This is a genomic window from Pseudarthrobacter sp. efr-133-R2A-89 (genome assembly GCF_030209315.1).
Classification (GTDB): Bacteria; Actinomycetota; Actinomycetes; order Actinomycetales; family Micrococcaceae; genus Arthrobacter.
On the sequence record NZ_JARVSE010000007.1, the window covers coordinates 135201 to 155823 of the forward strand.

Annotated in this window: 22 protein-coding genes and 2 tRNA genes; 9 read left to right on the forward strand and 15 right to left on the reverse strand. The window is 66.6% G+C overall.

Annotation, left to right across the window (positions count from 1 at the left end; all coding sequences use genetic code 11):
* Positions 1-36: 36 nt before the first annotated feature.
* A complete protein-coding gene (locus QRM95_RS13870; RefSeq protein ID WP_285248139.1) occupies positions 37-1653 on the reverse strand; it encodes a monocarboxylic acid transporter in 1617 nt (538 codons plus the stop codon).
* Positions 1650-2030 (reverse strand): DUF485 domain-containing protein, encoded by a 381-nt coding sequence (locus tag QRM95_RS13875; RefSeq protein WP_285248140.1) that lies wholly within the window; start codon positions 2028-2030, stop codon positions 1650-1652. Before QRM95_RS13875 ends, QRM95_RS13870 begins: the two co-directional genes overlap by 4 nt.
* A gap of 207 nt (positions 2031-2237) precedes the next feature.
* Here QRM95_RS13875 and QRM95_RS13880 point away from each other — a divergent pair, with 207 nt between their 5' ends.
* Genes QRM95_RS13880 through QRM95_RS13900 form a run of 5 tightly spaced genes read left to right on the forward strand, consistent with a single transcriptional unit; the run spans position 2238 to position 6753 of the window.
* Positions 2238-3419, forward strand: coding sequence for a sensor histidine kinase (locus QRM95_RS13880; RefSeq protein ID WP_285248141.1), 1182 nt, complete (start codon positions 2238-2240; stop codon positions 3417-3419).
* Between the two features lie 33 nt (positions 3420-3452).
* Positions 3453-4169 (forward strand): LytR/AlgR family response regulator transcription factor, encoded by a 717-nt coding sequence (locus QRM95_RS13885; protein ID WP_285248142.1) that lies wholly within the window; start codon positions 3453-3455, stop codon positions 4167-4169.
* The gene (locus QRM95_RS13890) at positions 4166-4537 is read left to right on the forward strand and encodes a DUF485 domain-containing protein (protein WP_285248143.1); all 372 of its coding nucleotides are present in this window, start codon (positions 4166-4168) and stop codon (positions 4535-4537) included. The genes QRM95_RS13885 and QRM95_RS13890 overlap by 4 nt, the downstream gene beginning before the upstream one ends.
* A gap of 34 nt (positions 4538-4571) precedes the next feature.
* Positions 4572-6044 (forward strand): sodium/solute symporter, encoded by a 1473-nt coding sequence (locus QRM95_RS13895; RefSeq protein ID WP_285248144.1) that lies wholly within the window; start codon positions 4572-4574, stop codon positions 6042-6044.
* Positions 6045-6063: 19 nt separating this feature from the next.
* Positions 6064-6753, forward strand: a complete 690-nt coding sequence (locus tag QRM95_RS13900; RefSeq protein ID WP_285248145.1) for a hypothetical protein — start codon at positions 6064-6066, stop codon at positions 6751-6753.
* A 20-nt stretch (positions 6754-6773) separates the two neighbouring features.
* On the opposite strand, the gene QRM95_RS13905 is transcribed toward QRM95_RS13900, so the two are convergent.
* The 6 genes from QRM95_RS13905 to rpsB form a co-directional block, all read right to left on the reverse strand.
* The gene (locus QRM95_RS13905) at positions 6774-7358 is read right to left on the reverse strand and encodes a DivIVA domain-containing protein (RefSeq protein ID WP_285248146.1); all 585 of its coding nucleotides are present in this window, start codon (positions 7356-7358) and stop codon (positions 6774-6776) included.
* 147 nt (positions 7359-7505) lie between these two features.
* Positions 7506-8426, reverse strand: coding sequence for a phosphatidate cytidylyltransferase (locus QRM95_RS13910; protein WP_285248147.1), 921 nt, complete (start codon positions 8424-8426; stop codon positions 7506-7508).
* Positions 8426-8983, reverse strand: a complete 558-nt coding sequence (gene frr, locus QRM95_RS13915; protein WP_018763431.1) for a ribosome recycling factor — start codon at positions 8981-8983, stop codon at positions 8426-8428. The genes QRM95_RS13910 and frr overlap by 1 nt, the downstream gene beginning before the upstream one ends.
* A gap of 126 nt (positions 8984-9109) precedes the next feature.
* A complete protein-coding gene (gene pyrH, locus QRM95_RS13920) occupies positions 9110-9847 on the reverse strand; it encodes a UMP kinase (protein ID WP_018763430.1) in 738 nt (245 codons plus the stop codon).
* Between the two features lie 145 nt (positions 9848-9992).
* Entirely contained in the window at positions 9993-10829 is an 837-nt protein-coding gene (tsf, locus tag QRM95_RS13925) for a translation elongation factor Ts (RefSeq protein ID WP_018763429.1), read from the reverse strand.
* 127 nt (positions 10830-10956) lie between these two features.
* Entirely contained in the window at positions 10957-11814 is an 858-nt protein-coding gene (rpsB, locus tag QRM95_RS13930; RefSeq protein ID WP_285248148.1) for a 30S ribosomal protein S2, read from the reverse strand.
* 451 nt (positions 11815-12265) lie between these two features.
* Between rpsB and QRM95_RS13935 the strand changes: the two genes are divergently transcribed.
* Positions 12266-12910: a M23 family metallopeptidase gene (locus QRM95_RS13935; RefSeq protein WP_285248149.1), complete on the forward strand. Its 645-nt coding sequence runs from the start codon at positions 12266-12268 to the stop codon at positions 12908-12910.
* 23 nt (positions 12911-12933) lie between these two features.
* Here QRM95_RS13935 and QRM95_RS13940 read toward each other — a convergent pair whose 3' ends face one another.
* The 6 genes from QRM95_RS13940 to QRM95_RS13965 form a co-directional block, all read right to left on the reverse strand.
* Positions 12934-14124, reverse strand: coding sequence for an acyl-CoA dehydrogenase family protein (locus tag QRM95_RS13940; protein ID WP_285248150.1), 1191 nt, complete (start codon positions 14122-14124; stop codon positions 12934-12936).
* Positions 14125-14287: 163 nt separating this feature from the next.
* A tRNA-Ile gene (locus QRM95_RS13945) sits at positions 14288-14361 on the reverse strand.
* A 74-nt stretch (positions 14362-14435) separates the two neighbouring features.
* Entirely contained in the window at positions 14436-15632 is a 1197-nt protein-coding gene (locus QRM95_RS13950; RefSeq protein WP_285248151.1) for a glycosyltransferase, read from the reverse strand.
* 113 nt (positions 15633-15745) lie between these two features.
* Positions 15746-16654 (reverse strand): DMT family transporter, encoded by a 909-nt coding sequence (locus QRM95_RS13955; protein ID WP_285248152.1) that lies wholly within the window; start codon positions 16652-16654, stop codon positions 15746-15748.
* Positions 16654-17277, reverse strand: a complete 624-nt coding sequence (locus QRM95_RS13960) for a CDP-alcohol phosphatidyltransferase family protein (RefSeq protein ID WP_285248153.1) — start codon at positions 17275-17277, stop codon at positions 16654-16656. Before QRM95_RS13960 ends, QRM95_RS13955 begins: the two co-directional genes overlap by 1 nt.
* A 63-nt stretch (positions 17278-17340) precedes the next feature.
* Positions 17341-18198, reverse strand: coding sequence for a phage holin family protein (locus tag QRM95_RS13965; protein WP_285248154.1), 858 nt, complete (start codon positions 18196-18198; stop codon positions 17341-17343).
* 175 nt (positions 18199-18373) lie between these two features.
* On the opposite strand from QRM95_RS13965, the gene QRM95_RS13970 reads away from it, so the two are divergent.
* The 3 genes from QRM95_RS13970 to QRM95_RS13980 all read left to right on the forward strand — a co-directional run bounded on the left by QRM95_RS13970 (position 18374) and on the right by QRM95_RS13980 (position 20292).
* On the forward strand, positions 18374-19603 hold the full coding sequence (locus QRM95_RS13970) for a multidrug effflux MFS transporter (protein ID WP_285248155.1): 1230 nt from the start codon (positions 18374-18376) through the stop codon (positions 19601-19603).
* Between the two features lie 37 nt (positions 19604-19640).
* Positions 19641-19820 carry a glycine zipper 2TM domain-containing protein gene (locus QRM95_RS13975; protein WP_018763420.1) on the forward strand — a complete coding sequence of 60 codons (180 nt, stop codon included), beginning with the start codon at positions 19641-19643 and terminating at the stop codon, positions 19818-19820.
* Between the two features lie 64 nt (positions 19821-19884).
* Entirely contained in the window at positions 19885-20292 is a 408-nt protein-coding gene (locus QRM95_RS13980; protein ID WP_285248156.1) for a hypothetical protein, read from the forward strand.
* An 85-nt stretch (positions 20293-20377) separates the two neighbouring features.
* Here the strand turns inward: QRM95_RS13980 and QRM95_RS13985 are convergent.
* Positions 20378-20450, reverse strand: a tRNA-Asn gene (locus QRM95_RS13985).
* Positions 20451-20623: the final 173 nt, after the last annotated feature.

A 20623-nucleotide genomic window follows, 5' to 3' on the forward strand; every position in this document is an offset into this window, starting at 1 on the left:
GGAGGCTCTTCCGTGTTCCGGGCTGCTGGATGTCAGTTAGTGGTCCACCGCCTTTTCAGCCCCGATGCCCGTCAGCGAGCGCACTTCCATTTCGGCCTGCTTGGCCGGGTCCTCGCGCCGCTTGTCCAGCGTGGTGCCCAGCCAGCCCAGGAAGAAGGCCAGCGGAATGGACACGATGCCCGGGTTGCTGAGCGGGAAGAGGGCGAAGTTGGCGCCCGGGATCATCGAGGTCTTGGCACCGGAAACCACCGGGGAGAACACGATGAGCAAGATCGCCGAGGCCAGGCCGCCATACATGCTCCAGATAGCGCCCTGGGTGGTGAACTTCCGCCAGAACAGCGAGTAGATGATGGTGGGCAGGTTGGCGGACGCGGCCACGGCGAAGGCCAGCGCCACCAGGAAGGCCACGTTCTGGCCGTTGGCGAAGATGCCGCCCAGGATGGCCAGGATGCCGATCACCACCACGGTGCGCCGGGCCACCCGGACTTCCGTGGCGGCGTCGGCCTTGCCCTTGGCGATGACGTTGGCGTAGATGTCGTGCGCGAAGGAAGCGGCGGCCGTGATGGTCAGCCCGGCCACCACGGCCAGAATGGTGGCGAACGCCACCGCGGAGATGAAGCCGAGCAGCAGCGGGCCGCCCAGGTGGAAGGCCAGCAGCGGGGCGGCCGCGTTGACGCCGCCGGGAGCGCTCTTGATGGTGTCCGCGCCCACCAGGGCTGCGGCGCCGTAGCCGAGCACCAGGGTGAAGAGGTAGAACAGGCCGATCAGCCAGATGGACCACACCACGGATTTCCGGGCTTCCTTGGCCGTGGGCACGGTGTAGAAGCGCATCAGCACGTGGGGCAGTGCTGCCGTGCCCAGGACCAGGGCCAGGCCCAGGGACATGAAGTCCAGTTTGGACGTTTCCGTCTTGCCGTACTGCAGGCCGGGGTTCAGGACAGCCGGGTTCTTGGCCGTTTCCGCGGCACCGCCGAGCAGGTCGGAGAGGTTGAAGCCGTAGATCGCGAGGACCCAGAAGGTCATCACCGCCGCGCCGGCGATCAGCAGCATGGCCTTGATGATCTGCACCCATGTGGTGCCCTTCATGCCGCCGATCAGGACGTACATGATCATGAGGGCGCCGACGACGATGATTACCAGCGCCTGTCCGCCCCAGTCACTGATACCCAGCAGGAGGGAGATCAGGCTTCCCGCACCGGCCATCTGGGCCAGCAGGTAGAAGAAGCAGACGGCGAGGGTGGAGATGGCCGCCGCTATCCGGACCGGGCGCTGCTTCAGCCGGAAGGACAGGACGTCCGCCATGGTGAATTTGCCGGTGTTGCGCAGCAGTTCAGCCACCAGGAGCAGCGCCACGAGCCACGCCACGAGGAAGCCGATGGAGTACATGAATCCGTCATAGCCGTTGATGGCGATGGCGCCGGTGATGCCCAGGAAGGATGCCGCCGACAGGTAGTCCCCGGCGATGGCGGTGCCGTTCTGCGAGCCGGTGAAGGACCGTCCGGCGGCGTAGTAGTCGGCGGCGGTCTTATTGTTCCGGCTGGCACGGAACACGATCACCATGGTCACGGCCACGAACAGGCCGAAGATGCCCATGTTCAAGAGGGTGGTGTCCTTGAGGGCGGCAACGTCCACCGCCGCTGGGATTGCGATCATTTGCTGGCTCCGCCCACTCGGTGTCCGTCCTTGTCGAATTCGTGCCCCTCGATCTCGTTCCTGATTTCGGTGGCGATCGGGTCCAGTTTCCGGTTGGAGTAGTGCACGTACCAGCCGGTGATGGCGAAGGTCGAGACGAACTGGAGCAGCCCCAGGATCAGGCCGACGTTGATGTTGCCCCAAACCTTGGTGGACATGAAGTCCACCGCGTAATCGGCCAGCAGGACGTAGGCGAAGTACCACAGCAGGAAGGCCACTGCCATGGGGAAGACAAAGCTGCGGTGACGCCTGCGCAGTTCCTGGAACTGCCCGGTCGACTGGACTTGCTCGAAGTCCACGGACGCCGCTGCGTCCGGAGTATGGGCCTCGTTACCCATCGTTCCTCCTCATTGAGTCATGCGGGTACACACCGGGCGGCAGGGCCTGCGGCAGGAAACTGCCCGGGAACACTGCCAGGGAAACCGCAGATGTGACTGCAATCACTCTGCGGCCTGTCCGGCGCGGTATTCCAGAACTACGGGGCGCGGGGTCGCTCAACGGCTGCGATGCTGCGGCAAACGGCACCCGCCGCTACGCTGGGCACCATGCCGGACTCCCCCCTCCTGACCGCCGCGGCAGTGGCGGTGATCGCCATGGCCATTGCCGTCGTCGTCGGCGTGGGCCTGAAGGTGCTCCGTTCCTTCAGGGAGCTGGGCACCGACGCCGAGCGCGCCACCTACCACACGCTGCACGCCGCCTCCCAGGCGGGCCAGCACCTGCGCCGCGGGCTGAACCCGGCAGGGGCCGCGAAGGCCGCCCGCCAGCTTCGCTCCCTGCTCGGCTGCGACTCGCTGGCCATTACCGACACGTCCGGTGTCCTGGCCTGGGATGGCGGCGCCGAGGAGATCCGGCCGCGTCTGATGCAGCTCGCCGCCGGCGCCATCGAATCAGGCCGGGCCGCCGTGCTCCCGGCAGGCGCGGAAGGAACCGGCGGGCCCCTGGCCGCGGTCATCGCCCCGGTGCGGGCAGGCACCCGCGTGGTGGGCGCGGTGGCCGCCTTCGCTCCTGCCGCGGGGGCGGGCCTTGTCCGCGCCACGGGGGAAGTGGCTGACTGGGTGGCCGTCCAGGTGGAACTCGCGGAGCTTGACGCGTCACGCACTTTGCTGATGGAGGCGGAAGTACGGGCGCTGCGGGCGCAGATCAGCCCGCACTTCATCTACAACTCGCTGAACGCCATCGCCTCGTTCATCAACACGGATCCCGAGCGGGCCAGGGAGCTGGTGGTGGAGTTTGCCGACTTCACCCGGTACTCCTTCCGGCGGCACGGCGACTTCACCACCCTCGCCGAGGAACTCCGGTGCATTGACCGCTACCTGCTGCTGGAACGGGCCCGGTTTGGCGACCGCGTCCAGGTCAGCCTGCGCGTGGCCCCCGAGGTCCTCAGCACGGTCATCCCCTTCCTGAGCCTGCAGCCGCTGGTGGAGAATGCCGTCCGGCACGGGCTTGAGGCCAAAGCGGGGCCCGGCCACATCAGCATCACCGCCGAGGACGCCGGTGCCTTCGCCGAAGTCACCATCGAGGACGACGGCGTGGGGATGGATCCGGAACAGCTCCGGTCCGTGCTGGCCGGCCACACCGACGGGGACCACGTGGGGCTGCGGAACGTCGACGCCCGGCTCCGGCAGGTGTACGGCAACGACCACGGGCTGGTGGTGGAAACGGCGCCGGGCGAGGGAACCCTGATCACCATGCGGGTACCCAAGTCCCAGCCAGGCCATGACGCGTGAGGCGGCTCCCGCCGCTGGAAGTACCCTAGGAGCATGATTAACGTCCTCGTCGTTGATGATGAGCTGCCCGCCGTGGAGGAACTGGCTTTCCTGCTGGGCAGGGATGAGCGCATAGGCAAGGTGCTGCGGGCAACATCCGGCGCGGAGGCCCTTGCAGCCCTGGCCGGCGGCGGGATCGACGCCGTGTTCCTGGACATTCACATGCCCGCCATGTCCGGCCTGGACATCGCCGGCTTCATTGCCCGGAGCAGCAATCCCCCGGCAGTTGTGTTCGTCACCGCCGACGAGGACCACGCCCTGGCAGCGTTTGAACTGGCCGCCGTCGACTACCTGCTCAAGCCCGTCCGCACCGAACGCCTGGCCCGCTCCGTGGGGCGGATCAGTGAACTGCGCGACGGCGGCAGCGCGCCGGAGATGATCACGGTGGACCAGGGTGGTACCACCAGGATGATCCGGCGGGACGACGTCACGTATGTCCAGGCGCAGGGCGACTATGCCCGCCTGCACACCGCCGACGCCAGTTACCTGATCCGGGTGCCCCTGGCCGACCTGGAACAGCAGTGGGCGGATGCCGGATTCATCCGGACGCACCGCTCCTACCTCGTGGCGCTGAAACATGTGTCCTCCATGAAGCTGGCAGCCGACGGGCCCCGCGTGACCGTGGCCGGGGCCGGGCTGCCCATCAGCCGGCGCCACCTGCCCACCGTGCGGGAGAAGCTGGAAGCCACCCGGATCAGGCCGCACGCATGACCAGGGTCCGGGTTACCGCCCCGCACGCCTCCCGTGGCGGACCCGGGCGCGGCGGACCACGCCCGCTGGAATCACGCGAAGCCGCCCAGGAATCCGAGGTTGGCCAGGTATTCGTGCGTTCCCTGATCCGCTCCCAGCTGCGGCTTGCGCTGGTTGTCGCCGGCGGCTTCCTGCTCATCCTGGCCGCGTTCCCCCTGGTGCTGGTCGCGGTTCCCGGCCTTGCCGACACCAGGATCGCCGGCATCCCGTTCGACTGGCTCCTGCTGGGCATCGGCATCTACCCGGTCATCGGCTTGAGCGCGTGGCTGTATGTCAGGAGCGCGGCCCGCAATGAGGCGCGCTACCGCGACTTGGCCGGCGAACAATGAACCCGGCGGCGCGGGGCGGCCCGGAGGTGCCGCAGTGAACGCCGGGGTCGCCATCACAGCGGTCGCGGTGGTGTCCCTCGCCACGGCAATCATCGGGTTCTACGGGCTGCGCATCTCGCGTACCACCGGGGACTTCTACGTCGCATCCCGGACGGTTCGCCCCTGGTGGAACGCGTCCGCGATCGGCGGCGAATACCTGTCCGCCGCCAGCTTCCTTGGCGTGGCCGGGCTGATCCTGCTGTCCGGGACCGACGCCCTGTGGTTTCCCGTGGGCTACACGGCGGGCTACCTGATGCTGCTGCTTTTCGTCGCCGCGCCGCTGCGCCGGTCCGGGGCGTACACCATCCCGGACTTCACGGAGTCCAGGCTGGCGTCCCGGACCGTTCGGAGGGTGACCAGCCTGGTGGTGGTGATGGTCGGCTGGCTGTATATCGTGCCGCAGCTCCATGGAGCGGCCCTGACCATCCGCATCACCACGGGCTTGCCGTCCTGGGTGGGTTCGGTGGCCGTCGTGGTGGTGGTGTGCCTGACCGTGGCAGCGGGCGGGATGCGGTCCATCACGTTCGTGCAGGCCTTCCAGTACTGGCTCAAGCTGACGGCGCTGGCCGTGCCCATCCTGTTCATTGTGTTCGTGCTGGCCGGCCACGGCACGCAACCGCTGGCCCCGGCCAGCGTCAACCCCACCGGGGCGGCTCCGGCGGGACCGTACCAGAATGTTTCCCTGCTGGTGGCATTGCTCTTCGGGACGCTGGGGCTGCCGCACGTCCTGGTGCGTTTCTACACCAACCCGGACGGGCACACGGCCAGGCGCACCACGCTGATCGTCCTGGGGTTGCTGTCCGTGTTCTACCTGTTCCCAACCGCCTACGGCCTGGTGGCGCGGATGTTCGCCCCGGACCTGGCACGTTCGGGTCAACCGGACGCCATGGTCCTGCGGCTGCCCGGCGAATTCCTGGGCGGCACGGCGGGCAGCCTGCTCTCCGCCCTGGTGGTGGCCGGGGCCTTCGCCGCGTTCCTCTCCACTACCTCGGGCCTGGTGGTCTCCCTGGCCGGCGTCATCAGCCAGGACGTCCTGGGCGGAAGCGTCCGCGGGTTCCGGCTCGCCGCCGTCGTATCCGCCGTCGTGCCGCTGGGCTTTGCCTTCATGACCGACTCCCTGGCCCTGGCCGGAAGCGTGGGACTGGTGTTCGCGTTTACGGCCTCGACCGTGTGCCCGGTCCTCCTGCTGGGCATCTGGTGGCGCGGCCTGACGGACACGGGGGCGATCGCCGGCATGGTGACCGGCGGCGTGCTTTGCGGCGGGGCGATGATCGCCGGCTCGCTGGCGCTGGCCGGTTCCGGGCAGACGCCGGCGTGGCTTGCCCAGCCTGCCGCCTGGAGCGTACCCACGGCCTTTGCCGTCATGGTCCTGGTCTCCCGGGCCACGGCGCACCGTATTCCCGCAACGATGCCGCGGACCATGACGCGCCTGCACACCCCGGAAAGGCCGCTGGCAACCGGACGGTGATCGGGTGGACAATAACGCCATGTCCATCGAGGACGGCGGACCGTCCCGCCGGGAAGGCGCAGTCCCTTCCTCCGTTCGGGCGCAGCTGCTCGCCACGGAACACTGGGGCCTGCTGGCATCCCGGAGCACCGCCCAAAGCGAGGTCCTGACGCGGATCAGCATGTTCCTGACGTTCACTTCCGCGAGCGTTGTCAGTGTTGCCCTGGTAGGCCAGGCGACGGGATTCTCGGAACCCTTCGTGCTCTTGGCCGTCGTGGTGCTGTTCATCGACACCGCGATTGGCCTGCTGACCCAGCTCCGGGTCATGAACGTGGCCCACGAGGACCTGATGTACGTCACGGCCATGAACCGCCTGCGGGCCGCGTATGTTGACCTTGACCCGGGCGTGGCCCCCTACCTGATGGCGTCCTACCACGACGACGAGGCAGGCTCCGTCCAGACGTACTATTTCTTCGGCCACCGAGGCACGTTCAGCCACGTGGCCGGCAGCAGCATGATTTTCATGACGACGGCGAACGCTGCCTTGATTGCCATCTTTGCCGGGCTGCTGGTCTCGCTGGCGGGTGGGGGCATCGCGGCCGCGACGGTGGCGGGAGCCGTGTGCGGTGCCGGGTTCCTGGCAGTGTCCGCCGTGCGCGGCTACCGCAGCTACCGGGAGGTGTGGCGGCGGTTCAGCCCGCTCTCCCCCACCCCTCCGGCCGGGGGTTAGCGGCCTCCCGGAGGCCTTCGCTAGTCGATGGCCGCCATGAGTTCGACCACCCGGTCCAGGAAGGCGTCCACCTGGGACTCTTCGTAGCCGTCGCGGCCCACGGCCGGGCGGAAGACCGCACGCCGGACGCTGTCCACGCTCAGCGGCTTGTCCTGCTCCAGGTAGGCGACGAGTTCGCGGCACAACCGGTCGACGTCGGCCGTGTTGTAGCTGCGGGCCTTCTTCTTGGTGGGCCGGCGGAAGCGCTCGCCGTCCGGCCGGTGCAGCCGTCCGCGGAGGATACCCGAGAGGCTTCCGATTTCGCGCAGCCAGGCCTCCTCGCCACGGGCGGCAATCAGCTCATCCCGTTCCCGGCGGGCGAACGCGTCTTCAAGCCGGTCCAGCGCGGCGTCCACCACAGAGGCGGAGTAGCCTCCCTTGACGGGGTCGAAGGACACGGCCCTGACGTCGGAGCTGTTGACGGGCTCGCTCGCCGCCTCGGGCGTTTCCAAGGAGACCCGGGCCCGCTGCAGGAACTGGTCCACCTGCTTGGCGTTGTAGCCGTACTCACTGCGCTGCACGCGCTCAAAGGACGCAGGGATCTGCCGATGAATGTCCAATGCCACTTTGATTCCTTCAATGCTCTTCAGCCGTAGTGCTTCCGCACCAGTTTAAGGTGCCGGGGAAGGTGCAACCCCCCGGCCCCGTTGTGTGTCACGGGCGCCCCGCCTGGGGCCGCTTTCTTCTTCACTGCCCCGCGCCCGGGGCATCCCTCAGGCGCCGGCCACGAGTCCGTACAGGATGAAGGCCACGGGCGAGGCGAAGACGATGGAGTCCAGCCGGTCCATCACGCCGCCGTGCCCGGGCAGGATGCTGCTCATGTCCTTGACGCCAAGTTCACGCTTGACCATGGACTCGGCCAGGTCTCCGGCGGTGGAGGCGGCCACGGTTCCCACCGCGAGGACCACGCCCACCCACCACGGCTTGTCCAGTATGAAGATGGCGGCCAGGACGCCGATCAGCATGGCGCCGACTGCCGATCCGGCGAAGCCCTCCCAGGACTTCTTGGGGCTGATCTTGGGCGCCATGGGGTGCTTCCCGATGGACGCTCCCACCAGGTAGCCAAAGGTGTCGTTCGAGACCACCAGCAGGAGCATTACCGCAATCTCCCAGGCACCGATGGGCGCCAGGCCGCCTGGCCACAGCCCCAGCGGGATGGTTCCGGCCGCGTGCAGCGGCAGTGCCGCGAAGCTGATGAAGAACGGAACCCAGCCCAGCGTGAAGACGCCGGCGAAGATGCTGTTGGCCGATCCTGCGGCGCTTTCGATCGACCGCCACAGCAGGACGGCCACGGCGCTGAGCAGGAGGGCGAAGAGCTGGCTCTCAATGCCGCCGAAGTAGGCGGCGAACGGCAGGGCCACCGTACCGGTCATGACCGGCACGATGGGCATCCTGGTTCCGTTGGCCTCCAGCGCACGGTAGATTTCCCAGACGCCGAAGACTGCGAAAGCGGTGACGATCGCTACGAACGCCAGCGGGAGGAACAGCAGGCCGCCCAGGACGCCCAGCAGCATGGCCAGGCCAACCACGACGGCGGCGGGCAGGTTCCGCCCGGCCTTCGGTGTCGGGTTGCTCCTGGGCTGCTTCCCCCGTGTGCGGGCCCGTGAAGCGGGGGCCTGATCTGCCTGGCCCATCAGACTTCGAGCAGCTCTGCTTCCTTGCGCTTGAGCAGTTCGTCGATGCCGTCCACGTGGGCCTTGGTGAGGCTGTCCAGTTCCTTCTCGGCCCGGCTGCCTTCGTCCTCGCCGGCTTCGCCGTCCTTGACCAGGCGGTCCAGCGTTTCCTTTGCCTTGCGGCGGATGTTGCGGATGGAGATCTTCGCGTCCTCGCCCTTGGTCTTGACGATCTTGACGTATTCCTTGCGGCGTTCCTTGGTCAGCTCAGGAATGGTGATCCGGATGACGTTGCCGTCATTGGACGGATTGGCGCCAACCTCGGAGTCGCTCAGGGCGCGTTCGATGTCCCGGAGTGCGGTCTTGTCGAACGGGGTGATCAGGATGGTGCGGGCGTCCGGGATCGCGAACGAGGCGAGCTGCTGCAGCGGCGTGGGCGATCCGTAGTACTCCACCAGGACCTTGTTGTACAGGCCGGGGTTGGCTCGGCCGGTGCGGACGGAAGCGAAGTCTTCCTTGGCTACCTCTACCGCCTTGTCCATCTTTTCTTCGGCTTCGAGCAAGGTTTCTTCGATCACGGTCTCTCCTGACGGTTCTGGTGCAGCCCGATCGCGCCGGTTGCACTCACGTGGTTCTTTGTTGCTGTCTCCGTCCCCGCCGTTGCAGGCGGGGACGGAATTGTCCTGAAATCATCCTAGCCGGAGCTAGGCGGTGACCAGCGTGCCCAGCTTCTCGCCGAGGATGGCGCGGGTGACGTTGCCTTCACCCTCCATGCCGAAGACGACCATCGAGAGGTCGTTGTCCTTGCACATGGTCATGGCTGTCTGGTCCATGACCCGGATGTCGCGGCGCAGCGCATCGTCGTAGCTGAGGGTTTCGAGGCGTTCGGCGCTGGGGTCCTTCTTGGGGTCGGCCGTGTAGACGGCGTCCACTCCGCTCTTGGCCATCAGGACGACGTCGGCGTGGACTTCCAGTGCCCGCTGGGCGGCCACCGTGTCGGTGGAGAAGTAGGGCAGGCCGGCGCCGGCGCCGAAAATGACCACGCGGCCCTTTTCCATGTGGCGGATGGCGCGGCGCGGAATGTAGGCCTCGGCCACCTGGCCCATGGTGATGGCGCTCTGGACGCGGGTTTCCACTCCGGCCTGCTCCAGGAAGTCCTGGAGGGCGAGGCAGTTCATGACGGTTCCCAGCATGCCCATGTAGTCGGCGCGGGAGCGGTCCATGCCGCTCTGGGACAACTCTGCGCCGCGGAAGAAGTTGCCGCCGCCTACCACGATGGCCACCTCAACCTGGGGGACGGCCGCTGCGATCTGCTTGGCGACGTCGCGGACGGTCTCGGGGTCGACACCCAGTTTCCCGCCGCCGAAGACCTCGCCGGAGAGCTTCAGGAGGACCCGCCGCTTGCTCTTCTCTGAATGCATGTCAGTGTTGACGGCTTCCATGATGCCTTCCCGTTGGTGATTCTGAAAAAAGGGTATCCTGCCGGGTCCCGTGCTCGGAACCGGCCGCGCTTGCCGCTGCGTTTCCAGCGGATTGGGCGCATGCAAAAGGGGCGGCCACCGAAGTGGCCACCCCTTGCAGTTTCGACTAGGAGCCGACGCGGAAACGCGTAAACGCAGTTCCCTTGACACCGGCCTCTTCGAGGATCTGTGCCACGGACTTCTTGGCGTCCTTGGCGAATGCTTGGTCAACCAGGACCTCGCCCTTGTAGAAGCCCGTCACGCGGCCTTCAACGATCTTGGTGAGGGCTGCCTCGGGCTTGCCTTCCGCCTTGGCGGTTTCCTCGGCGATGCGGCGCTCGGACTCGACGAGATCGGCGGGAACGTCCTCACGGGTGAGGTAGTTCGGAGCCATCGCGGCGATGTGGACGGCGACGTCGTGGGCAGCGGTGGCTGCGGCTTCGCCTTCACCGTCAACGGCGAACAGCACGCCGACCTGGGCCGGGAGGTCCTTGGAGGTCTTGTGCAGGTAAGCGTCGACCGTTGCACCCTCGATGCGGGAGATGCGGCGAACCACAACCTTCTCGCCCAGGATGGCACCCTCTTCGACGACGACCTCGGACAGCGGCTTGCCGTCGACATCGGTGGCGAGCAGGGTTTCGAGGTCGGCAGCGCCGGACTCGACGGCGACGGCCAGGACCTTGTCGGCCAGCTGGATGAACTTGTCAGCCTTGGCAACGAAGTCGGTCTCGCAGTTGACCTCGATCATGACGCCGACGCCGTTGCTGACCTTTGCGGCCACCAGGCCTTCGGCGGTGGAGCGGCCTTCACGCTTGGTAGCGCCCTTCAGGCCCTTGATGCGGATGATCTCGATGGCCTTCTCGGCGTCACCGTTGGCTTCGTCAAGAGCCTTCTTGACGTCCATCATGCCGGCGCCGGTGCGCTCGCGCAGGGCCTTGATGTCAGCGGCAGTGTAGTTCGCCATGTGAACCCCTCTGTCTAGAAATGTTTGGTGGTGTACGGACCGACAGGACGGCAGCCCACGGGTGTGGGCTGCCATCCTGTCAGCAGCTCCGGCTGCGGACAGCGCGGAGAATCCGGATTGACGTGTGTTACTTGGCGTCTTCGGCGGGAGCTTCAGCGGCGGGAGCCTCGGCGGCCGGAGCTTCAGCGTTCTCGGCCGGAGCATCAGCAGCTTCTGCCTTGTTGCCTTCGAGGAGCTCGCGCTCCCACTCGGCCAGGGGCTCTTCCGGAGCTTCGGTGGTGCCGGCGCCGCGGTTGTTGCGGGCGATGAGGCCCTCGGCGACGGCGTCGGCGACAACGCGGGTCAGGAGGTTCACGGAGCGGATGGCGTCGTCGTTGCCCGGGATCGGGAAGTCGACTTCGTCGGGATCGCAGTTGGTGTCCAGGATGGCAACAACCGGGATGTTCAGCTTCTTGGCCTCGTCAACGGCGAGGTGTTCCTTCTTGGTGTCGACAACCCAGAGCACGGACGGAGCCTTGGTCAGGTTGCGGATACCGCCGAGGTTGGACTCGAGCTTGGTCAGTTCACGCTTGAGGAGCAGGAGCTCCTTCTTGGTGTAGGCGGAACCGGCGACGTCGTCGAAGTCGATCTCTTCGAGTTCCTTCATGCGCTGGATGCGCTTGGCGACAGTCTGGAAGTTGGTCAGCATACCGCCGAGCCACCGCTGGTTCACGTAGGGCTGGCCCACGCGGGTTGCCTGCTCTGCGATTGCTTCCTGGGCCTGCTTCTTGGTACCGACGAACAGCACGGTGCCGCCGTGGGCAACAGTGGCCTTGACGAACTCGTAGGCGCGGTCGATGTAGGACAGCGACTGCTGCAGGTCGATGATGTAGATGCCGTTGCGCTCGGTGAAGATGAAGCGCTTCATCTTCGGGTTCCAACGGCGGGTCTGGTGTCCAAAGTGGACGCCGCTGTCAAGCAGCTGGCGCATGGTTACGACGGGCATTCCGACGCTCCTTATTTTCCGGCAGGTCATTCATGAGAAACCCCGAAGGCTTCTTACCCTGCCAATAGTTGACGGTTGATCAGCGTGGCCCGGACGGGCCTTGCTCCTGGCATCCTCCGGCCGTCCCATCAGGACCAAAGCCCTGACCGCAGGAAGACCGGTCCTCCAAGGCCAACGCCGTGGCGTTGGGTCCCGGAGGCCCGGATGCGCGTAGTCAGCCGCTGTTCCCCCACACTCCTGAATGAGATGTGCCGACGCAATCCGGACAGGGGAAGGCACCACGAAGGTGAACCACTGGGACGGGATGCGTTGAGGGCGCAGCAAACTGCTCCATCAAGTGTACTACAGGGACCCCTGCGCGCCGGACCGTCCCGGCAGGGCCCGGGCCGGCTTATCCACATAGCCGGACTGCCCCCTCCCGGCCTGCGGAACGCCCGGGCACGCTGGTGCCATGAAACGATCAATCCTCCTGGCAGCAGTGCTGATGCTGCCGGCGTCCATGGCATCGGGAGGGCCGCCGTCGGCAGTCGGTCCTGTTTCGGCAGTCGGTCCGGCTGAAGCCGCCCCCTCCGCGACGGCAGGCGGCCCGGTTGAGGCCGGCAGCTCCGCCGGGTCCGGTGCGGCACCACTCCAGCGGGCCGGGGACACGACGGCCGCTGCCGGACCTGGTGCCACGGCAGCCTGGCGCTGGCCCCTTGCCCCGAAGCCGCCGGTACTCCGGTATTTCTCTCCCCCGCCGCTCCCCTGGCTCAGCGGTCACCGCGGCGTCGACCTTGGCGGCGCCGCGCCCGGCGCCGACGTGGTGTCCCCTGCGGCGGGGACGGTGAGTTTCGTCGGAGTCGTGGTGGACCGGCCCGTGATCACCATCGACCACGGCGATGGCCTGCGGAGCAGTTTCGAACCCGTGGACAGCCCGCTGGCCGTTGGGACGCCGGTGGCGGCAGGCGAGGTGGTCGGCACGGTGAACCCCGGCCACTGCCCCTTGGCGGCGTGCCTGCACTGGGGCGTCAGGGACAGGGAGCAGTATGTCAATCCGCTCCAGTTCGTCCTGGACCTTCGCCCGTCCATCCTGCTCCCACTGGCCGGTGCACCCTGACCGGAACGCAGCCGGGCGGCGGATCAGACGATGGCCGAAATGCCCGTAATGGCCCGGCCCGTGACCAGGGTGTTGATCTCGGCGGTCCCCTCGTAGGAATAAATGGCCTCTGCGTCGGCGAAGATCTTGGCCATCTCGAAGTCGGTCACGATGCCGTTGCCGCCGAGGATGCCCCGGCCCAGCGCCACGCTCTCCCGCATACGCGCAGTGGCGAAGGCCTTGGCCAGGGCGGACTGCTCGTCCTTTGCCACACCGTCGTCCTCCAATTGCGACAACCGGACCATCATGCCCAAGGAGCTGACCGCGTTGCCGAGGATCCGCACCAACTGGTCCTGGACGAGCTGGAAGGAAGCCAGGGGCCGGCCGAACTGCAGACGTTCCACTGCGTAGCTCCGGGCAACGTCGAACGCTGCCAACTGGAGTCCCACGGCCTGCCAGGCAACGGCCAGGCGGGTGACCTTGAGGACTTTGTTGACGTCGCGGAAGCTGTTGGCGTTCGCGAGCTTGAAGTCTGCAGGGACCGCCACGTTCTCCAGGACGATGTCGGCGTTCTGGACGGTGCGCAGGGAAATCTTGTTTTCGATCTTTGTGGCGCTGAAGCCGGCCAGCGAGGTGTCCACCATGAAGCCCTTGACCTGGTTGTCCGCCTCGTCGCGGGCGTACACCACCACCCAGTCCGAAAAGGTGGCGTTGCCGATCCACCGCTTGGCCCCGTTCAGGATCCACCGGTCACCGTCTTTGCGTGCTGTGGTGCGGGTTCCGCCGGCAACGTCGCTGCCGCCCAGCGGTTCGGTCAGGCCGAAGGCACCGATCTTCTTCAGTGCATAGATGTCCGGCAGCCACTCGGCCTGCTGTTCCGGGGACGCCAGCAGTTCGATGGATCCGGTGAACAGCCCGTCATGCACCCCCAGGAAGGTGGCGATGGAGGCGTCGGCCCGGGTGGCCTCGGCATGCAGCATTCCTGCGAAGAGGTTGGAGTAACCCTGCCGCCGGACGGGGCTGACCAAGTCCACGTCGGCGAGCTTGGGCACCAGGTCCATCGGGAACTCGCCGCGATTCCAGCAGTCCACGGCAATCGGCCGGACCTCGCGCGCCAGGAAGTCCCTGACTTCGGCCAGCCGGTCGCGTTCCTTGTCCGAGAGGAGTTGCTCGAAGGCGAAGAAGTCGCCGTCGGCGTAGGGAAGCTCCCGGGGATCGGCTGCAGAGGTGGGCATGGGTACCTTCTTTGGTGATCAGCGCTGACCGGGCCGCGGTGGCGGCCGGAATGTTACTGATCAGTAACTTACCCGAGGGCGCCCCGTTAACCAAGAACTTCCGGGCTTTAACCAAGTAGACCGCGGCCGACAATGATCGTCGGCCGCGGTCTTCTTGAGGCGGTAGGGCTACTCGGACTTGAACCGAGGACCTTAGGATTATGAGTCCCGCGCTCTAACCAGCTGAGCTATAGCCCCCAACCACCCCGCGGGCGGGCCTGAAGGCCGCGCTCCGGCAGGGCAGAAACACTCTAGCAAACCCGGGAAAGGGTTCAGACCACTTTGTCCTCGTAGGTGGCACCGCGGTACAGGTCCTCGAAGGTCTGCAGGGTCCCCTGGATACTGTGGGGTTCCACCATCTCCCGGCTGGCCCTGCCCATGGCGCGCCGTTCCTCCTCGGGCAGTTCCAGGACCTGGGTGATCTTCTTGGCGAGATCGTCACTGTCGTTGGGCGTAAAGAGGTAGCCGTTTTCGCCGTCGCGCACCAGGTGCGGCAGGGCCATGGCGTCGGCAAGGACCACGGGGGTGGAGGCGGACATCGCCTCGAGGGTCACCAGCGACTGCAATTCAGCAGTTCCGGGCATGCAGAAGAGGTCGGCCGCGATGTAGGCCCTGCGCAGTTCCTCGTCACTCGCAAGCCCCAGGAACTTCACCCGGCCGCCAAGTCCCAGCCGCAGGACCAGGTCCTCGAGCGCGGGCCGTACTTCGCCGCCGCCCACGATCTCCAGGTGCACATTCAGTTCCGGCGGAGTCTTGCCGACAGCTTCGATGAGCACGTCAACGTGCTTTTCTTCGGCCAGGCGGCCGGCGAAGAGCACCGTGGGGTGCGCATGCGGCTCAATCTGCTCGCCGGGCTTCAGCTCATAGGCGGCGGAGTCGATGCCGTTGGACAGCGGCAGGACCTTGCGCAGGAAGGCGTGCTCATGCATGGCCCTGGCAGCCAGCGGCGTGGGCGTGGTGACGACGTCGGCCTGGCCCATGACCTTGCCCATGTCCTTCCAGGAAACCCGGCCGATGATGTCCTTGAACCACTGCGGGAACGGCAGGAAGGGGTTGAGGTTTTCCGGCATGAAGTGGTTGGTGGCCACCACCCGGACGCCGCGTTTCACGGCCTCATAGAGGACGTGCTCGCCGATCATGTAGTGGCTTTGGATGTGCACCACGTCCGGCTTGACCCGGTCGAAGAGCATGCTGATTTCCTTCTTGATTTCCCACGGAAAGCAGATGCGGAAGGTCTCGTGGGTGAACGCCCGGTGCGAGCGGAGCCGGTGCACGGTTGCTTCCGCACGGAATTCGGTGAAGCTCTTTCCCTTGCTGTCGCGGGATGCGAGGACGTGGACGTTGTGGCCCCGGGCAGTCATGCCTTTGGCCAGCCGGTATCCGAACTGGGCGGCGCCGTTGACGTCCGGCGGGTAGGTATCCGCCGCGATCAGGATGGTCAGGGGGCGCTGGTCGGCTGGCGTGGTCATGTGGAGTACTCCTGATGGTCACGGTGCGGGCAGCGTGGAACTGACAGCACGGTTGGCCGCCGGCGCGGGTGGCGCACGGCCTCGTGGGGTTGCTTGATGTGTGCGGTGACTGGCTATTGGTTCGGTTTGCCGGCGGCCCTGCGCGCGTCCTTCTTGCGCTTGGTGACCTCCGGGTGGTGCCGGGAAAGGGCGATAACCCCAACGATAGCAAGGCACGCCGCCGTTCCCATCGCGATGGCCATGACGGCGTGGACGTCGGGGCGCAGTTCGCCCAGGATGATGATGCCGATGGCGATGCCCACCATGGGGTCGATGACCGTGAGTCCGGCGATCACCAGGTCCGGAGGGCCGGTGGAGTAAGCGCTCTGGACAAACCAGGAGCCCAGGCCGCCGGCAGCGATGATGGCCACCACCGAGTACCACTGCACGTTCAGCAGGAACAGCCCGTTGGGGTCCAGGAGGTGCTTGCCGATGATCCGGGTGAGGACCGCCACGAAGCCGAACAGGATACCGGCGCCAAGGATGTAGACGAACGCGTTCATGCGGTGCTTGAACGTCACCGCCAGCGTGCCGAACAGGCCCACCGCGAGGGCGAGGAGCAGCACGATGGTCAGCTCGTCCGCAAGGCTGACGTGGTGGCTTTCCTGCGTCACGTTCACGGCAAGGAGGACGAAGAGCGCCGATCCCGTGACGCATGCGGCGATGGACACCGCCGTGGCGCGGTTGATGGTGAGGTCCTGGTCCCGGGCGTTGACCACCGTGGTGATCACCAGGGCAATGGCACCAATGGGCTGCACCACGGTCAACGGGGCTGATACGAGGGCAACAGCATTCATGCCCATGCCCAGGCACAACAGCAGGAGCCCGAACATCCAGCGCGGGTTGCGCAGCAGCCGAAGGAAACCGTTGGAGCTCAGCGCGAGTCCGCCGGTATCGGCTTTGACCGCACTCCCCTGCCGCTGGGCACCGAGGGCCAGGCAGAAGGCACCCAGGACCGCCAGCGCGACGGCGAACCACACCATCAGCCGTTACCGCCGTTGTGGTGTTCCGTTTCGCGGCCCTTGCGCAGCATGGCCCAGAAGTAGTTGTAGGCGGCAATCCAGTGGCCCACCAGGCCCAGGACCAGGACCACCGAGGCTGCAGTGAGGAGCTGGCCCGCGGCGGCGGTGTCCACTCGGGACAGGAGCAGCAGCGGCGTCCCCAGCAGGAGCAGGCCGGTCCTGACCTTGCCTACAACGCTGACGGGGAGGTCGGGATGGCCGTGGAAGAGGGAGAGCGTGAGGACCAGCAGAATGGCGTCGGGGATCACCAGCGCGGCGAGGTAGAGCCAGTGCACGACGCCGGCGATCACCAGGGTGACGGCCACGGCAAGCAGGGCCAGCCGGTCAGCAATGGGATCGAGGACACGGCCGAGTTTGGAGGCCTGGTCGAAACGGCGGGCAATGTAGCCGTCGATCCAGTCCGTTCCGGCCATGACAGCCAGGACGGCCACGCCGGCACCGTACTCCCGCTGGGCCAGGACAAGCCAAATGAAGAGCGGAACGCCCATGAACCGCACCACGGTGAGCAGGTTGGGGATGGTGAACACGCGGTCGTGGTCCACCTGGGGCCGGCCGGGGCGGGCGCCTGCGCCAATGAACCTCACCGGTCCCCCTCTCCTTGCTGTTGCGCCGCGGCGCGGTCTTTCGGTTGTGCGTTACGGGCCTGTTCAGGCCTGGTTGGCGCGCAGGAGCCGCCGGAGCAGGACCACCAGCACCGTACCGGCCGCTGCGAGGGCGGCCAGCGGCTTCCAGCGGCGGCCCAGGTCCGCGGAGTCGGCGACGGCGGCAAACCGCTGCGTTGCCGCGTCTGCGCCGCGGGCGGCGAGCAGCTGGGCCTCACGGGCTTTGACCTGGGCGGCGGCCAGCAGGTAGCGGGCCTGCGTCTTGACGTCCAGCTCCGTGCCGAGTTCGTCCCGGACCTCGGCGAGGTGGTGGCGGCGCTGGCTGAGCCGGCGAACCAGCTCGGGCTCGGAAGCGTGCGGGAACTCCTGGTCGTGCTGGGCGGCCTTGGCTTCCTTTTCGGCCTTGGCTTTGGCGGCGGCTTCGGCCTTGGCAGCCTTCGCGGCCTTTGCCTCCGGGCTGTCCGGATCCAGGACCGCCGGATTGAAGGCGGACCCTTCGCGGGCGACGCCGAGATCGTACTTAATGCCGCGGATGGTTTCTTCCGGCACCAGCGGCATGGCTTTCTTGAACCTGGCAAGGCCCACAAGGCCGCCGACCAGGGCGATGACCAGGAAGGCGGCGGACACCAGGAGCGCTGCCAGCCAGGCAGGCATGATGGTGGCCAGCCCCATGATGGCGGCCACGATCAGGCCAACTACCAGGAACGCCACGAAGACCAGGGCGATGGCGAAGAACGCTGCGGCCACCCCAACCTGGATGCCCTTGCGCTTGAGCTCGATCTTGGCGAAGGCGATCTCGTCGTTGAGCTGGCGCGGGGCCAACCGGAAAAGGAGTCGTGCCGTTCCCGGCAGCGCGGTGATGCGCAATCCGGGACTGGTGCGCCCGCTGTGACGTCCGCTCATCGGTTCCGCCTTACTGGTCGTCTGGGTCGATACTGCCTGCGTTGTCCTGCGGAAATGTGCAGCCGCACAGTCCACGCCACCCAAACTATCATTCAGGTTCAGGGCGAACTCCGGGGCTTGCCGGGCGGCGCGGCCTACAACGCTGAAAAAACGTCCCCCGCCGGGCCTAGGATTGGTGATCGTGACCAATGCCCCCAATCCAGGCGACCTGCTGACCCGCCGCCGGAAGCTTCTGTACATCCTCCTCCTCGGCGCCCTGACGGCCTTGGGTCCGTTCACGATCGACCTTTACCTGCCCGCTTTTCCGGCGCTGGAGGCAAGCCTGGGCGTGACGGAGGCACAGGTTCAGTTGACGCTGGCCGGCACCACCGTGGGTTTTGCGTTCGGGCAGCTGGTGGTGGGGCCGTTCAGCGACAAGTTTGGCCGCCGGACACCCTTGATCCTTGCTACCGCCCTGCACATCGCAGCGTCCGTGGGTGCGGCCCTGTCCGCGGACATCGCCACCTTGGGGATCTTCCGTGTCCTGATGGGTGTCGGCGCTGCCGGCGGCGGTGTGGTGGCCATGGCCATGGTGCGCGACCTGTTTTCCGGGTATGCCATGGTGCGGATGTTTTCGCGGATGGCGTTGGTCAACGGACTGGCCCCCATCCTGGCACCGGTGATCGGCTCACAGCTGCTGCTGGTCATGCCCTGGCCCGGAATATTCGTGTTCCTTGCCTCCTACGGAACCCTTGTCATCGTGGCCGCCCTGCTGCTGGTGCGCGAGACGCTTCCGCCGGAGAAGCGTGGCAAGAGCGGCATGACTGCCCGGCAGCGGTACAAGGCGCTCTTCAGCGACCGGATCTTCGTGGGGCTGCTGATGGTGGCCGGATTCAACTTTGGCGGTCTGTTCACCTACCTGTCGGCCTCGCCCTTCCTGTTCCAGGACGTGTTCGGCTTCTCTGCCCAGCAGTACGGGTTGCTTTTTGGCATCAACTCCCTGGGCATCGTTGCCGGCGTCCAAACCAGTGCGCGCCTGATCCGGATTGTCCCGCCGCAGTGGATCCTCGCGTGCGCCACGGCCTGGATGTTCCTGATGGCCGTGCTGATCGTCGTGTTCGACCGCATGGGCCTGGGTCTGTGGGGAGTGATGGTTCCGCTGTGGTTCTACATTCTGGGGACCGGCTTCATGTTCCCCTGCGTCCAGGTGCTGGCACTGGCCGGCCACGCAGCCCAGGCGGGGACGGCGGCATCGCTCCTTGGTGCGGCTACGTTCCTCATGGCCGGGCTGATTTCCCCCGTGGTGGGCTGGCTGGGCATTACCAGCGCAGCACCCATGGGTTCGGTGCAGGCCGCGTGCATCCTGCTTGCCATCGGGGCCTTGTGGCTGGTTGTCCGCCCGCGCACGGTACCCTCAATCCACTAAGCGTCGATCCACTGGACGTCCGCCAGGAAGGCCGCAGATGAGCAGGAAACCGCACCGCAACGGACGGGGACTCTTCCTGGGAGCCGTGCTCGGCGCCGTCGTCGGCTATTTTGCCGGCCGGGCCGTGGGCAACCCCGCCTGGGGCATCATCCTGGGCACACTGGCCGGCGCAGCACTGCTCTACCGGATCAACCCCGGGTCCCGGAAACGCCGCTGACTGCCGGGCCCGGCCACGGACGCGCCACCTGCCTTCCCGGGCCTTCCCGCGATAAAATATTCCCGTGCCCAACTGGCAGAACCAACCGCCACTTCCGGCCACATGGCAACGGTGCGACGCCCGGATCCTGCCACTGTGGTGGGAGCGCCTGTGTGCCCAGGCCGGGCAGCAGTCAGCGGCGCTGTACGCAGCGGGGCTGTTCACCGAGGACCGCCGCCGGCCCATCGCCCAGTGGTTCAATCCCGCCTTCAATGCAGCCCTGCTGGTGGCTCCGGAAACCTCGCCGGAGTGGCCGGTCCAGCGGTTCGGTATTTTCTACGCCCCGCCGGATGCCGGCTTTGTCCGCATCCACTCGGCCCCGCACGAATGGAACCCGCGCGAACCCCGCAGGTCGCCCACGGAAAACGAGGCCTTCAACGCAGCCATCGCGGAGGCCGAAAGATTCCTGCAGGTGGAAATGGACTTCGTCTGATCTTCCGGGCGGATCCCAAGGTTTGGCCTGCGGAGACAAAAAATCCCTGTTCCGCCAGCTGGCGGAACAGGGATTTTCCGTTGCGCTCCTCCTGCTGGACTTGAACCAGCAACCCTTCGATTAACAGTCGAATGCTCTGCCAATTGAGCTAAGGAGGAATGAAGCAGGTATGACATTAGCAAAGGATTCCGGCCCAAGGGAAATCGGCGGTTTTCCGGGCCCCAACAGCCCGCGGGCAAAGAAAAGTCCCCGTTCCGGAGGCCGGAACGGGGACTGTGCGCTCCTCCTGCTGGACTTGAACCAGCAACCCTTCGATTAACAGTCGAATGCT

What these genes read in the sequence shown, in the direction of transcription:
- QRM95_RS13955 (WP_285248152.1), bottom strand. Translation starts at nt 16,654, where the DNA reads ATGGTGTGGTTCGCCGTCGCGCTGGCGGTCCTGGGTGCCTTCTGCCTG.
- QRM95_RS13935 (WP_285248149.1), top strand. Translation starts at nt 12,266, where the DNA reads ATGAAACGATCAATCCTCCTGGCAGCAGTGCTGATGCTGCCGGCGTCC.
- QRM95_RS13890 (WP_285248143.1), top strand. Translation starts at nt 4,166, where the DNA reads ATGACCAGGGTCCGGGTTACCGCCCCGCACGCCTCCCGTGGCGGACCC.
- QRM95_RS13950 (WP_285248151.1), bottom strand. Translation starts at nt 15,632, where the DNA reads ATGACCACGCCAGCCGACCAGCGCCCCCTGACCATCCTGATCGCGGCG.
- QRM95_RS13880 (WP_285248141.1), top strand. Translation starts at nt 2,238, where the DNA reads ATGCCGGACTCCCCCCTCCTGACCGCCGCGGCAGTGGCGGTGATCGCC.
- rpsB (WP_285248148.1), bottom strand. Translation starts at nt 11,814, where the DNA reads ATGCCCGTCGTAACCATGCGCCAGCTGCTTGACAGCGGCGTCCACTTT.
- QRM95_RS13975 (WP_018763420.1), top strand. Translation starts at nt 19,641, where the DNA reads ATGAGCAGGAAACCGCACCGCAACGGACGGGGACTCTTCCTGGGAGCC.
- QRM95_RS13965 (WP_285248154.1), bottom strand. Translation starts at nt 18,198, where the DNA reads ATGAGCGGACGTCACAGCGGGCGCACCAGTCCCGGATTGCGCATCACC.
- QRM95_RS13875 (WP_285248140.1), bottom strand. Translation starts at nt 2,030, where the DNA reads ATGGGTAACGAGGCCCATACTCCGGACGCAGCGGCGTCCGTGGACTTC.
- QRM95_RS13885 (WP_285248142.1), top strand. Translation starts at nt 3,453, where the DNA reads ATGATTAACGTCCTCGTCGTTGATGATGAGCTGCCCGCCGTGGAGGAA.
- QRM95_RS13910 (WP_285248147.1), bottom strand. Translation starts at nt 8,426, where the DNA reads ATGGGCCAGGCAGATCAGGCCCCCGCTTCACGGGCCCGCACACGGGGG.
- tsf (WP_018763429.1), bottom strand. Translation starts at nt 10,829, where the DNA reads ATGGCGAACTACACTGCCGCTGACATCAAGGCCCTGCGCGAGCGCACC.
- QRM95_RS13940 (WP_285248150.1), bottom strand. Translation starts at nt 14,124, where the DNA reads ATGCCCACCTCTGCAGCCGATCCCCGGGAGCTTCCCTACGCCGACGGC.
- QRM95_RS13870 (WP_285248139.1), bottom strand. Translation starts at nt 1,653, where the DNA reads ATGATCGCAATCCCAGCGGCGGTGGACGTTGCCGCCCTCAAGGACACC.
- QRM95_RS13900 (WP_285248145.1), top strand. Translation starts at nt 6,064, where the DNA reads ATGTCCATCGAGGACGGCGGACCGTCCCGCCGGGAAGGCGCAGTCCCT.
- pyrH (WP_018763430.1), bottom strand. Translation starts at nt 9,847, where the DNA reads ATGGAAGCCGTCAACACTGACATGCATTCAGAGAAGAGCAAGCGGCGG.